At 39.1% G+C, this 14593-nt stretch carries 7 protein-coding genes; 5 read left to right on the top strand and 2 right to left on the bottom strand.

The annotated features are described in order from the left end of the window. Nucleotides 1-31: 31 nt before the first annotated feature. Nucleotides 32-3100 carry an S-layer family protein gene (locus H6G79_RS21525; RefSeq protein WP_242048499.1) on the bottom strand — a complete coding sequence of 1023 codons (3069 nt, stop codon included), beginning with the start codon at nt 3098-3100 and terminating at the stop codon, nt 32-34. A gap of 269 nt (nt 3101-3369) precedes the next feature. Further along, on the bottom strand, nt 3370-4233 hold the full coding sequence (locus H6G79_RS21520; RefSeq protein ID WP_190593114.1) for an AraC family transcriptional regulator: 864 nt from the start codon (nt 4231-4233) through the stop codon (nt 3370-3372). A 715-nt stretch (nt 4234-4948) separates the two neighbouring features. Here H6G79_RS21520 and H6G79_RS21515 point away from each other — a divergent pair. The 5 genes from H6G79_RS21515 to H6G79_RS21495 all read left to right on the top strand — a co-directional run bounded on the left by H6G79_RS21515 (nt 4949) and on the right by H6G79_RS21495 (nt 14536). Further along, the gene (locus tag H6G79_RS21515; protein WP_190593115.1) at nt 4949-6622 is read left to right on the top strand and encodes an NB-ARC domain-containing protein; all 1674 of its coding nucleotides are present in this window, start codon (nt 4949-4951) and stop codon (nt 6620-6622) included. A gap of 45 nt (nt 6623-6667) precedes the next feature. Next, nucleotides 6668-8872, top strand: a complete 2205-nt coding sequence (locus tag H6G79_RS21510) for a CHASE2 domain-containing protein (protein WP_190593116.1) — start codon at nt 6668-6670, stop codon at nt 8870-8872. Nucleotides 8873-8904: 32 nt separating this feature from the next. Continuing rightward, the gene (locus tag H6G79_RS21505; protein WP_242048497.1) at nt 8905-9717 is read left to right on the top strand and encodes a DUF928 domain-containing protein; all 813 of its coding nucleotides are present in this window, start codon (nt 8905-8907) and stop codon (nt 9715-9717) included. A 704-nt stretch (nt 9718-10421) separates the two neighbouring features. After that, entirely contained in the window at nt 10422-11867 is a 1446-nt protein-coding gene (locus H6G79_RS21500; protein WP_242048495.1) for a cache and HAMP domain-containing protein, read from the top strand. Between the two features lie 65 nt (nt 11868-11932). Continuing rightward, nucleotides 11933-14536, top strand: a complete 2604-nt coding sequence (locus H6G79_RS21495) for a hypothetical protein (RefSeq protein WP_190593117.1) — start codon at nt 11933-11935, stop codon at nt 14534-14536. The last annotated feature ends 57 nt before the right edge of the window (nt 14537-14593 follow it).

Below are 14593 nucleotides of genomic sequence, written 5' to 3'. Positions count from 1 at the left end.
ATAAAATTAGAAATAAAGCTGGCTGCATCTTCTAGGAATTATTTTGACATTTACCACCATTTATTCTCCAAGTAGAAGTGTGAGCAGTGGGACTGAAACTCAACGTCACTTGTCCTTGGTGATCAAAAGTCCAACTATTGGCTTCAAAAATGGGAGTAATATTTAAGTGTTTGTTTGGTGTGTTAGTGGTCAGAGTATTTTCAGAAACAGCGATCGCGGGAACACGTAAAGCATGATTAGGTTGTGGTGGTATACCTCCTCGTCCTGTAATGATAAATTGGCTTGGGGACTGTCTGTTAGCCACGGTTGATGCTGCACACCCTTGAGCAATCAGCCTGCTAACATCGACCACATTTGTGGGTAAAGCCGCTAACTCATTGCTGATATCTGCATTTGGAGTATTAATAATAATTTCACCGTTGAGTAGGGGGTTTTGTTGGGAAAAGGCAGTGATATCGCTGCGCTTAGTTAGGGTTTCACTTGTTTCGATGCCAAAAATTCCCTGTGCATTAATCCGAATCAAGCCACCTTTACCTGAAAAAGCATTGGCAGTAATATCGCTATTTTCATCGGGAACAGCGACTAAAAATTTGGTGTTAATGTCAATATTGCCGCCATTACCGCCTGTTTCTTGCAGTCCGGCGGTGGTGGAAATGCTGCTATTGTCTCTGAGCAGCAGTAAGTCTCCTATCTGCAATTGAATATTACCACCTTCGCTGCTGAATGTATCTGCCAATAACCGCGATCGCCCTTGCAGAGTCAGAGAGTTAGTTTTGATGCTCAAATCACCTGCATCACTTTGGCTTCGGCTATTCACAGAAATTTCGGCATCATTACTCAAATTGACAACCTCAGATGTCTCTATTTGAATATTTCCACCTTTTCCTTGCCCTAATGTACTCGCACTCAGGTTAGCTCCCTGGTTTAAATTTAGTGAATGTGCTTTTAGATCAATATTGCCACCATCTCCAATTGCTGTGTTTTCTGCTTTAGAGGTGATTTCACTAGAAAAGCCATTTGTGCCTTTACCATCAAGGTTAACGGCATCTTTCACATCTATAACAATGTTTCCGGCATTCCCCTTTCCAAAAGTATTGGTACTCAAAAAACTACCATTGAATAGATTCAGGGAGCCTGCTTTGATTTTAATATCTCCACCATCTCCAATCGCTGTCTCTTGTACTTGAGTAATAATTGTAGTATTAATAATACCGTTTCGGCTTTCACCATCCAGGTTAACAGCACCTTTCACATCTATAAAAATGCTACCAGCATTCCCATTTCCAAAGGCAACATTACTTAAAGCAGTTCCTTCGGAGAGAGTTAGGGAATCTGCTGTGATCTTAATATCTCCACCATCTCCAATTGCCGACCATCCTACCTGAGAGCCAATTACGCTAGGATCGCCATTGGTGCTTTCACCATCAAGTTTAACACTACCTTTCACATCGATAGTAATGCTACCACCATTTCCCACTCCAAAGGTACTATTACTAAACAAAGTGCCATTTAAGAGAGTTAGGGAGTCTGCTGTAATCTTAATATCCCCACCATTGCCAATTGCTGTTTCTTCTGCGTTACTAACAATTGCACTAGGAATACCATCATTGCTTTCACCATCTAGGTTAACAGCACCTTTCACATCGATGGTAATGCTACCACCATTCCCCATTCCAAAGGTGCTATTACTCACAAAAGCGCCATTTGAAAGATTTAGGGAGTCTGCTGTGATCTCAATATTGCCACCGTTGCCAATTGCCGAGCTAACTACTTGAGATATAATTTTACTAGCAGTACCATTTGTAGTTTCACCATCCAGGTTAACAGCACCTCTGACATCTATAGTAATTCTGCCAGCATTCCCCTTACCGAAGGTACTACTAGTCAACAAACCACCACCCGTCAGGTTGAGTGAGTCTGCTGTGATCTGAATATCGCCACTATTTCCAATTGCTGACTCTCTTACTTGAGATACAATTCTACTGGGATCGCCATTTTTGTCTTCACCATCGAGGGTAACAGCACCTTTGACATCTATAAAAATGCCGCCAGAACTTCCTTCTCCAAAGGTAGAGGTAATTAAATCACTGCCATTAGTTAAATTGACTGAATCTGCCTGAATATTAATATTGCCACTATTCCCTGTCGCATTCACACCGACTTGGTTGATTATACGACTAGATTGACTCAACGATATGGCTTGTGTGGCGTTTAAAGTAATATCTCCTGCTCTTATTACTGGTGTTCCTAAATTTGTGGTCATACCTGCATTCAGAGAACTGCCTTCACTTATATCAATATTTCTACCACTCAGAGCGATCGCACCACCACCATCAGCTGCTACATTCACAATAGCCCCATTCCTCAGTGAGATATCACCCCGTACCAGTTCTTGTGGCAATGTCAAAGCCAGATTTTTACCATCAATACTTAACCCGACTTCCCCAACACTGGCTACACTAGCTAACTCCACCCGTCCACCCAAGGCATTTAATCGCCCTGTATTCAGCACATTTCCCCCCACTAACAGCAAGCTATTTCCATCAGCTACTCTCAACCCCAATACAGGATTATTGACTTGATTTACTCCTGCTGCTGCTATTGAACTATTTTCGATTGATGCTGCATGAATTTGATTAAAAAATAAGGCTGATGGTTTCACTGTCAACAGTGGGACTGGTTGTGGTGATGACGCACTGAAAAATCCTTGTTCGCCAAATTTAATACTATTAGCTGATGTGGCAACAAATGAACCACTAATATCTAAACTTGCACCTCTGCCAAAGATAATGCCATTGGGATTGAGCAAAAATAGGTTGGCATTGCCTAGTACTCCCAACTTGCCCAATATTTCCGAACGACTACTCCCTGTTACTCTCGCAAAAATGTTTTCGATTCCCGTAGGATTTGCAAAATACACAGTTCTTGCTTCCCCCACGTTAAATTCTCGGAAACTGTGAAACAGGTTCATCCCTCGCACACTTCCACCCGTGATTCCTTCTTGTGCAACTCCGTTGAAGTTGTTGATGATTTGGGATTTTTCTGTTCCCAAGGTATCATCTGGCACAATCTGACTCTGGGCTAGAGTACGTTCTGCCATAAAAATGATTATCATTTCAATGATAGACAGACAGATCATTAATGGAAACTTTTTCTGGCAATGCCAACCACTATGAGTCATGCTAAAAGCTAAAACTTGATGAAAGTTGAGCAATTCAAAAACTTTATTTTGTTGTGATTGTATGATGGTTAAAAAACCCTTCAGGTTAAATTTAGGTAAATAAAGCCCAGAAATCTTGGAAAATCAGGTGTTGATGAATAAAAGTCTTTAAAAAGATAATACCTTTTGCTCGCACTCAAATCATCTGCCTAATTCAGCAACATTGAAGATGTACCATTGCAGATAAACTGAGATTTCCTCCAAGCTTGGGGCGTAGTCTTATGATTCTGGCGAAACTGTCGGAAGAAATGTCCTTCATGTTGATAACCTACAGCTTCAGCAATCTGACTTACCGACAAATCACTTTCTTTAAGCAGATTACGTGCTGCTAACATCCTGCGCTCAACAATCCAATGATTAACTGTTTTTCCTGTGTGACGACGTACCAAGTTAGTTAAGTAAGCCGGACAGTAACCCACTGCTGTGGCTACATCACACAAGCTAATCGGTTGATGATAATTCCCCTCAATAAAGTTAAATACTTGATTTAATAGCGTATTGCCAGGAAATTTTAATGAGGGATATTTTGGTTTGTCCTCCTGGCTAGAGATATTTTGGAATACTTGAGGTTGTGACGTTCCTGAAGCAACTGTTTGTGACTTAATGTGACAGATCAATAGATAACTATATTTTTTGCCCTCCGATTCTATGGCAGTAACAGTGATTTCTAATGACAGGTTATAACCGTCTTTTCTTTGGTATTGAGTATTAAAAGATGTATGATGCTGCTGTTTATCAGTTTTACAAAAATTCGCCCAAACATTAAGTAAAAAATCTAGGTTCAGGTCTTGTATACCCATAGATACCAACTGTTCACGGGAACTACCGACTAAATGACAAACAGCTTGATTAACGTATAAAACTTTGGCGTTGGGTTTTGCAATTGGCTCTATCCAGAAAATTGGCTCTGGTACACGCTCCATCAAAAACTGAGTAAAGCGTAGTTCTTCTTGTTGTAATTTTAGTCTTAATGGAGGATTACTGGACTCAGCCATGCAAATGGTAGCAACCATATTTCAACCTCATTGAAACTATATAGACTGATCGAAAATAGAGAAACACTCACTAAAAACAGACGTTGAGTATTGATGGTGAAAATTTAGACTTGTAATGTCACCTTGTCAGGTAGTGTATTGAAGTTATGCTGGTTTACTTTAATTGCACATTAATATTCGCAAGGGGGCGGCGTGTAGGGGGCGGAAGAGAGAGTTTACAGCTTCGATCGACAAATGAAATTGTGCAATTTATGGGCGTAACAGCTTATGATCAATATTATACGTAAGTAGTCGTAGTTTAAGTCATTAACTTTATTTTTTATTAACTAAGTTAACCAACATGTTAATAATCCAAGATTAAGCCTAGTTTATCACTTGATAAAACTTTACAAAAGTTTATATGATCATCTCTTCCGTCTTTACGTATAATCCTATACAAAGTAAAAATAAACGCAAAAATTATACTTTATTTATATGAGTTTTTATCTAAAAATAAGGATTTCAGCTTTTTACTGAGATAATTAAATCACATAAATTGTTATTGTTGCAAGATGTGAGTAATCTAGAAATTGTATGACATGATCTAAGTTGATAGCGATCAATTCCACCTTAATTGTGGGTGATTTGCTTAGATGTTAGGATTGTAATAGAAGTAAAATCTCTGGCTTATTGAACAAAGTTAATATCAAAGTTAATCTGTAAATCTTGTATTTGCTTATATTCTTAAGTCTCAATGAATGTGGAAGAAGTCATAAAAACCATAGATCACATCCTTTTGACTAATACAGGTCAACACCTAAAAGATGTGGAATCTGTAATCCTCAGAGGAGCTTGGCAAGCTAAAACCTATGAACAGATTGCAGACACTTGCGATTACAGTTTGGGTTACATCAAACAAGTGGCAGCTCCTAAGCTGTGGAAATTATTATCAGAAGTTTTGGGAGAGGACATAAGTAAAACTAATTTCCGATTTATACTGGAACGCCTGTGGGAAGAGCTATTAGAAAGTATTCGATATTCGTCTGCATCGAGTATTAATCAGACAGCATTCAGAGAATCTTTGAGTGAAACGCCCGTAAAAAACTCGGAAAATTGGGGTGAAATACCGGAAATCGGCGTTTTCTATGGACGCACTCAAGAGCTTGCCACCTTAAAAGAGTGGTTAGTCAATCAACATTGTCGGCTAGTAGCAGTTGTGGGTATGGGGGGAGTTGGCAAGACAACATTAGCCGCAAAATGTGTTCAACAAATACAAACAGAATTTGATTTGATTATTTGGCGAGATTTACGCCAAGATCCATTACTGAGCCAATTGCTGACGGAAATCAGCCGACTTATAGAATCACAGCAGAGTTATCTAATTGCACAAGATATTGATGCTCAAATTACCGAATTTATTAATTTTCTCCGTCAATATCGTTGTCTTGTCATTTTAGATGCAACCACCAATCTTCAGCAAAGTAGTCATACAGCTGGACATTATCGAGAAGGTTTTGAAATTTACGGTAAATTCTTAAAAAGATTAGGGCAAGAGTATCATCGTAGTTCTGTGATGTGGATAGGGCGGGAGAAACCCAAAGAAATTGCCTTGATGGCAGGAGAAAATTGTCCGGTGCGTTCCTTATCTCTACAAGGTTTAGACTCATCAGCCAAGGAAATATTTCAAAAGAAAAAGTTATTAGATCCAGATACTTGGGATGACTTGATTCAGCTTTATAGAGGTAATCCTTTAGCTTTGAAAATTGTTGCTAATACTATTCAAGAATTGTTTGGGGGTAAAGTTTCTGCCTTTTTGAAACAAGAGACAATAGTTTTTGGTGAACTGAACGATATTTTAGACGAGCAGTTTGAGTACCTATCAGATTTAGAGCAGGAAATCCTCTACTGGTTAGCAATTGAGTGTCAACCAATTTCTCTATCGCAATTACGTGGAGATATTGTAGCCCCCGTAACCCAGGCAGAATTAATGGAAGCGATAGAATCACTTTTGCGGCGATCGCTGATTGAAAGAAATGTGGTGGAAGAAGATGTTCTGTTTTCACTCCAGCAACCTGTAGTCTCTCAATATGTGATTAATCAAATTTGTGAGCGTGTTTGTCAAGAGATTCGGGAATTTAGCAGACACCAAAAAATTGAAACAATAGAGGTTTTGCGAATCCTATCTTTAGTGCAGCAGAAACAAAAAGATGCAGTTATTCAAGAAATGCAAGTCCGCTTAGTTCTAAAACCCATTAAAAACCAACTATATAAAATATTCAAAGATGAAAGTTTAATTGAATCATACCTCACCAAAATTCTTTCCCTTTTGCAAGGAAAAACTCCCTTGTTTGTTGGCTATGCCAAAAGTAATGTTAATAATCTGCTTTTAGAACTCAAATCTGATTTGAGTAACATCAGTTATCGATAATAATGTTCCCTGTTAATACTCACACTAAATATAAAATGTTGAAATATGAGCTACTGTATCAATCCCTGGTGTCTTAATCGGGAAAATCCTGACGATCAAGAATTTTGCCAGAGTTGTGGCTCTACCTTAGTCATCAACGAGCGTTATCGGGTGATTAAGCCATTACGAGAATTAAATCAAAACCACCATACAGAAATATTTGAAATAGATAATTTAGGTAAAACTAAAGTTCTCAAAGTTTTAACTAGCAATCGGCGACGATTAATTGAAATGTTTGAGCAAGAGGCTAGTATTCTCAGACATTTGAGATATTTAAGCGTACCTCAAATTGATACTTGTTTTTGTTTTTCTCCTAAAGATAGACATGAACAATTGTATTGCTTAGTCATGGAGAAAATACCAGGCGATAATCTAGCCCATTGGATAGATAAAAATGGTAGATTATCTGAAGAATTAGCCATTAATTGGTTGATGCAACTAACTAAATTATTAGTGGAACTGCATCAAGAAAAAGTTTTACACCGAGATATTAAGCCATCAAATATAATGATTCGTCCTGATGGTAAATTGCTGTTCATTGACTTTGGGGCAGCCAGACAAGTGACTATGACTTATGCAGAAAAGCTGGATGGCGGTGATATCACTAGAGTCTATTCCTTGGGATACACAGCACCAGAGCAAATTCAAGGTCAAGCTAGTTATCAATCAGATTATTTTGCTCTAGGACGGACTTTTGTTAATTTATTAACAGGCATACACCCTAACGATTTGCCAAAGGAACCGCACACAAACCGGATAATTTGGCGAGAGCAAGCACCCCAAATTTCTTCAGGTTTAGCTAATTTCATTGATAACCTGATGATTCCTGCACCCGATGAGCGTCTTCTCAACCCGCAGTTGGTCTTAGAACAAATCCACAGTAACCAAAGCCAAGAACTGCAAATTAGTGAATTAAGTGCAGGCAAAAAAAATCTCTCCTTGTCCGGTGGTAAAATTTTAGCGGTTAATAATTTAACTAATATTTGGCACAATCTGTGTAAAGTGATGGCGGTAAGTGTAGCGATCGCTTTTTGCGTTATCGGTATTAGATATTTTGGTATTCTCCAGCCCTGGGAATTACACAGTTTCGATCGCCTGATGGCAATACGCCCCATCGAAAAGCCAGATCCACGCCTACTGCTTGTGACTATTGATGAAGCAGATATTCAATATCAAAACAGTCTAGGAATGCAGATTCGATGGTCTTTATCTGATCAAGCACTGCTGCAACTGATCGAAAAATTAGAGCCATATCAACCCAGAACCATCGGTTTAGATATTTATCGTGATTTCCCCGTCAGTTCTGACTATCCCCAATTAGCAAATTATCTCCGCACAGACACAAACTTTTTTGCTCCTTGCAAAGTAGCAGCACCCAAAGATGATGCGCCAAATGCTGTTCCACCACCACCAGAAGTCCCTGAATCCCGTTTAGGTTTTAGTGATTTCGTCGCCGATAATGACGAAGTAGCTCGCCGCCATCTGTTATATTTAACACCTCCGGCTAACTCCGCTTGCACCGCACAATATGCCTTTAGCTTACAAACAGCACTGCACTATCTAGCTAATCAAGGAATTAATACCAATGTAACTAGTGATGGACAACTACAGATAGGCCAAGTAGTTTTCCCACAATTAAAAAGCCACAGTAGTGGTTATCAAAATATTGATGCCTCTGGTTATCAGATCCTACTTAATTATCGTTCTTTGCGTTCTCCTCAAGATATTGCCCAGCAATTATCTCTGAGAGACATTCTGGAAAATCGTGTTACCCCAGAATTAATTAATGCGCTTAAAAATCGTGTCGTGCTTATAGGTGTAACTGCCCCTAGTACAGTTGATCAGTGGAAAACTCCTTACAGTGCTACGGCCATTCGTTCTCAGAAAAATATACCAGGAATATTCATTCAGGCTCAAGCGATCGCCCAGATTTTCAGTGCTGTTTTAGACAATAGACCCTTAATCTGGTGGTGGCCTACTTGGCTAGAAGCATTATGGATGATCGGCTGGTCATTCTTAGCCGGGATACTAGCTTTGTGTATTCGTCGCCCTTTATACTTAGGAGTAACAATAGCGATCGCACTTTTGTTACTTTTTAGTATTTGCTACCTCACATTTATCAATGCTGGATGGATACCAATCATTCCACCCGCAATTTTAATCATTACTGTCCCAGCAATAGTTGTTTGGTTGAATTCCACACATCGCTAATACTTATTTAATAAAAATTTTGAGTTGAGATTATGGCTTTAACAAAATTGCCTCTACCATTGCTCAGTTTGAGATACTTGCTTGTTTTCGGTATGGCTTGTATGGTATCCCCCTTACCTCTACAAGCCTCCATGACGAAATTACAAACATTGTATGCCAGTAATCAGGAAAATCTATCCACACCCCCAAAGTTACCAGATAATGGTGCGCCCGTCGGTCGTCGTCGTGGCGGAACTAGTCGCAATGACTGTCCAGCACTCAATATTCCCCTGACTGCTCTTGTTCCTGGCCAAGAAACATTAGATGATTTTCAAGGCTCTACATCTTTTTTAGCTGCAACTATTTCCGAATATCCTACCTTTTGGGTATATATTCCTGAATTACCTAGTAATATTCGCAATGGAGAATTTATCTTACAGAATGAAACTGGAGAAGATATTTATCGAAAATCTTTAAAACTTCCTTCAGTATCAGGAGTTATCAGCATTAATCTGCCACCTGAAACCCAATATTCTCTAAAATTAGGGCAGAAGTATCACTGGTATTTTAAAATTTATTGTGGACAGGAAGATGTAGCAGATAAATATTTTTACGTTGATGCCTGGATAGAAAGAATAGCTCTCACTAAAGAGCTTGACATCAAGTTCAAAAATATCAAATCTCACAAATATTTCACCTATTTAGAGAAAAAAATCTGGTACGATGCCATCACAGATTTAGGAAAAACACTCCAGACTAATTCCCAAGATCATGCTCTAAAAGCTGATTGGGTAGAAATTTTAAAATCAATAGACTTACCAGATATTGCTCAAGCACAGGTTTTATCCACTGAAGCACAAAAGTGAAAAGCAGGTAAGTAGAGAAGAATTACCCTTGTCTTCACTGTATTTCCCTGGCTCAGGAGAGTTTGCATAAATCTTTTTTTGCCTCACGCATTCGCCGCCAGACGTTCCCGCAGGGTAGACGCAAAGAAAGACGCTAGTACAACAAGGCAAAAGAAAGAATAGTTATCCTACAAGCATTTTAGCAATTCCTGATGGTATGTTTATTTCCGCCGTGCGGGACTATAATCATTACTTTTGCAAGAGGTCTATTGCTCAAAAATGTTTAAGTTCTATGAGAAACAACAAAAATGTGAGTCTTAGAGAAAAATTTGATATTGAGATAAATATCGGCATATTTTATGCTAAAAAATAGCTCACTCAATATTCTTTAGTAAAGATGCAATACCCGCAAATATTCATCAAAAATTACTTATTATAGGACTCATATTTGATTTCTAAAAAAAAACAATACACCCAGATCAATCTTCTTTCCTACTCCTATTCCCTACTCCCTATTCCCTGCCTATCGCGCTTTGCGAACGCGCACCGCACAACTAGATTCAGGAATCAAACCGTATTCCTCTAGTAGGATTTAATTCGTAGTCAGGACTTGAGTCTTTGCTTACTTAAAAACTGAAGTTTTGACGACAAACCTTTAAGAGTATCAAAAATCCTGAAGCTTCATTAGTAGATGATTATTTGACAAAGTTTACTATATCTCTCCAATGAAAGTAATTCATCGGTTGTTTTACATACCTGGCTGGACAATCGCTACTAAAATTTCTGTGGCTTTAATATCCGCAGTTTTTATCCCAATGACCTTCACAGCATATTACAATCTACGAGAGAGCTTAGAGCGTGTAGAAACTGCTGAATATCGTAAGTTGGAGCTATTAGCTAATAATACTGCCAGTCGCCTCGATCAAATGCTCATTGATATTCAACGTCTGGTAATTCAAGTAAGTGGCGACCTCGATGTCGTGGATTTTTTATCTGCTGACACACTTGAAAAGCGAAAAAAATTTGGCATCAGATTGCAAAAAACTCTCAGAAATATTCATCATGCTAATCCAGATTTTGATGCTGCATATATTATAGATCGTCAAGGTTTATGTATTGCTGCTACAGATTCTACATTCATCGGTCAAAACTATGCCTTTCGGCAATACTATAAGTCTGCTATCCAGGGAAAAACCTATATATCTAGTATCCTAATAGGAAAAACAACTAGAAGACCAGGCTTATATTTTTCTGCTCCTGTCAAATCAGAAAAGGGCAAGATTTTAGGAGTTGTGGTACTCAAAGTTAAAGGAGAAGGTATTTGGACAATAGTTAATTCCTTAAAGCCAGCAAATCAGAGCTATGCTTTCCTCATAGATAAGGAAGGTATGATCATTTCCCATCCAGATAAATCCATTTTATATAATACTATTTTTCCTATCTCGCCTGATAAATCTAAACAATTATTATCTAATCTGGGAAATATTTTTCCGTCGATAAATAGCCTGAATATTCCCGAACTAAAAGCTATAGTCAGAGCTAAAGATGCGGGTCATACTAGTTATTACTCCCCAATTGAAAATCAACAAATGATTGTTGGCTTTGCTCCCATGAAAATAGAGCCGTGGGTATTAGGCATAAGTCAATCTAGACAGCAGTTTGAAGCTCCTTTATATCGTCTCATAATATTTAATATTAGTAGTGTATTCATTGTGGGCGGAATTACCACAATTGTGGCTTTGTGGTTAAGTTCTCGAATTTCTCGCCCAATTCGTGGACTGACAGCAGCAGCGCAAGCACTAGAAAAAGAAACCTTTAATCAGGAAGCACATCATATTTTAGTGCAAGCTGCTCATAGCCACGATGATATCGGTCAATTAGTGCGTGTCTATATGAATATGGCTGAAACTGTTAGGACGCGCAATCAGAATTTGAAAATGCAGGTAAAAGAACTAAGAATAGAAATCGACGAAACTAAAAGAACTAGATATGTGGAGGAAATTACTGGTAATGAACATTTTGAAAATATCCAGAAAAAAATTGCCAAGATTAAACAAGGCACATTAGTGGCTAGTGAAACTGAGATTGGTTACTACGATCGCCTGCATAATCAGGTGCAATCTCTCAAGCAGCGAACAGTTGTAAACATAACTCAAAAACTGCCTAATTAACAGAGAAACTTCTATTTTGCTCAATCAAATAAAAAATCTCAGATATTTACCAGGGGGTGATAGATATGACATTTGATTTTGATGATGAACTGATATCTCGTGAAGAGGTATTAGCGGGTTTACCTGCTAGACGAGCCAACACAATTTTATTTTTAATTGAGAGCCGAACAGCCCAAATTGCCGCGCGATCGCGTGTAGAATTTTCCTTAGCACCCCAATCTGCCCATGAACGCGATTTAGCCTTTCTAGAAGCATTTGCTTTAGGTAATGCACCACCAATCCGCCCGACTATTCAGCAACTAGAACGCTACGCTCATGAATGGGCTTCTTTAGTTCCAGCAAATCCCCGACTCAAAGCAGCGATCGCCCAAGCCTTGGGACAGAAGTATAATTTTACCTATCAAGCCATACCGCAGATTCGCACCGTCTTAGGTCTTGATGAAAAAGCCGTACAAACAGCCTATTCTCGACTGTATAGAACATCACTATTAAACATCTTTGCATCCCACACCACATTTATCGAAGAATTGCGCTGGAGGTTGAAAGATGTATCACAAAAAATTGAATCTGTGCCACCCTTCTGGCTGGCTTTTTTACTCACCATCGCCTTGGGTTTACCCCAAGCCTTTTTAGCCTTACCCATTGCTGTAGTTGATATTGGGCCATTACCGACAGTGGCCTTTTTGTTAATTATCGGTGCAATTAACGTTGTCACAATGGCTTGTATGGCTGAAGCTTTCGGTCGTAGCAGTGATTTTCGTTATGGTCATCCCTTCATCAAACAATTAGTCGCCAATTATTTAGGCGCAGCAGGTTCATTTATACTTTCCTTCGCAGTTGGGATTCGGGTATTTTTCATCGCCTTGGCTTGTTATATTGGCTTGTCAACAACCATGGCCAATCTGACTCAAATCCCTCCAGAAATTTGGGCTGTATTACTATTTGTGGCGGGTTCATACTTCCTATCTCGTCAATCCTTAAATTTCACAGTCTCCCTGTTGGTATTTCTGGCAGCGATTAATATTGGGTTACTTTTGATACTGTCACTGTTGACATTGCGTCACATCAATTTAGACAACCTGTTATATGTCAACTTGCCTTTTTTGAATAATCAACCTTTCCAACCCTGGATATTACAAAGAATTTTCGGTGTGGGTTTGATGTTGTATTTTGGTCATGTCTATGTGGGAGAATGTGCCAAAGTTGTCCTACCGCGTGATCCTAGTGCCTCATCGTTAATTTGGGGTAGTGTGTGGGGAACGGCATTTCTAACTGTAATTTTTTGCCTTTGGGTGCTGGTTGTCAATGGCGCGATCGCACCGGAATTGTTAGCCCAACAGTCAGGAACGGCTCTAGAAGCCCTAGCTATTCAAGTCGGCTCCATTGTTCCTATCTTGGGAGCAATTTTAGTGACCTTGTTGTTGGGAATGGCTTGGCTACGTAGTTCCAGCCTTTTAGTTAACCTAGCCAAAGAATGGATACCTACCCCATCTCTTCCCGTCTTGATGTTAGCCCGCCAAGGAGGAATGTTAAAATTCCAGCCTCCTGGTAATTCTACGGAAGTTTCTTGTATAGGTATTACCTATTTGGGAATTGTAGACAATCAACCCAAGTTTCAAATAGATATCCAGTTACAAGGCCACATCTATCATGTAGAAATTGCAGTCAATGAGCATTGGGACATCAAAGAGTTATTTACTCAATATCCAGACCTCAACCAGTCAAATATTCGCCTGATGTTTGATATCCAATCAGCTAACCATGATCGTGTATATCTGCAAATTACTTCGCCAATGCTCCTCAACTACGAAGCTAGTTTGGATGTGAAACACAACCTCACAACAGCTATAGCCAGAAAACCAAAAACTCACTTTTGGTTACACCTCCTCAACCAGCGTCGTTTGTTATTATCCATCAGTCCATTAATTTTAGTTTTTGTCTTGACTGAGTGGCTATTTCTCGCTGGTACGCAATCTTTCACAAATATACTCGCTTTTGCTGGCGTACTGGGTAACTCTCTTGTTGGTGGAATTTTCCCGATTTTGTTGTTGATTTCTAGCAGAAAAAAAGGAGAACTGATACCTGCTGTAGTCTTTAAGATTCTCAATCATCCCCTATTCAATGTCAGCATATATAGCATTTTTCTGGGTATTTTGTTGATTCACGGCTTATTCATCTGGCAACATCCCCTGGCACGAATCAGCGCATTCAGCATCGCCTTACTATCACTGGGTGCAACGATTGTGATGCAACTGTATGGTGCTTTTGCTTCCCGCGTAGTTGTAGAACTGCGACAGGAACAGCAACCACAAGGAAATTCAGTCTTTACGATTACGGCTGGTGGTAAGCCAAAAATAGCAGACGTACTTTTAGGATATGCAGAGGGTGAAGTACACCAACAAGCCACCAAAATCGATATTCCCTCACTCTCATCTTTACGCTACGCCATCTTTTGCTTTTCCACCAAGGGAGAAAAAGAAATGAAAGTCTGGACAGATGGAAATAACGATGAACATAAATCTCAGCACTTGCCTAAATTTGTAGAAGTCGAGAGTGGTAACAAAAAAATGCAGTTTGACTGGAAATTATCTAATGGCAAAGTCTTGCTACCGCTAATTAGCGATCAATGCTGGTTGAAATTTACATTCCCAGAGCGATCGCCATCTTAACAAACGATACAACTCATATTTTAATTTCATTCCCTGTTCCCTTCCCAAACAAACAAA

It is taken from the genome of Anabaena sp. FACHB-83 (assembly GCF_014697485.1).
Taxonomy (GTDB): domain Bacteria; phylum Cyanobacteriota; class Cyanobacteriia; order Cyanobacteriales; family Nostocaceae; genus Nostoc_B.
The sequence above is the reverse complement of the archived record's forward strand: the minus strand, read 5'-3'. Positions and strand labels throughout refer to the sequence as shown.

Excerpts from the sequence above, each read along its gene's own strand:
- H6G79_RS21525 (WP_242048499.1), bottom strand. The coding sequence starts at position 3,100 with ATGGCAGAACGTACTCTAGCCCAGAGTCAGATTGTGCCAGATGATACC.
- H6G79_RS21520 (WP_190593114.1), bottom strand. The coding sequence starts at position 4,233 with ATGGTTGCTACCATTTGCATGGCTGAGTCCAGTAATCCTCCATTAAGA.
- H6G79_RS21515 (WP_190593115.1), top strand. The coding sequence starts at position 4,949 with ATGAATGTGGAAGAAGTCATAAAAACCATAGATCACATCCTTTTGACT.
- H6G79_RS21510 (WP_190593116.1), top strand. The coding sequence starts at position 6,668 with ATGAGCTACTGTATCAATCCCTGGTGTCTTAATCGGGAAAATCCTGAC.
- H6G79_RS21505 (WP_242048497.1), top strand. The coding sequence starts at position 8,905 with ATGGCTTTAACAAAATTGCCTCTACCATTGCTCAGTTTGAGATACTTG.
- H6G79_RS21500 (WP_242048495.1), top strand. The coding sequence starts at position 10,422 with ATGAAAGTAATTCATCGGTTGTTTTACATACCTGGCTGGACAATCGCT.
- H6G79_RS21495 (WP_190593117.1), top strand. The coding sequence starts at position 11,933 with ATGACATTTGATTTTGATGATGAACTGATATCTCGTGAAGAGGTATTA.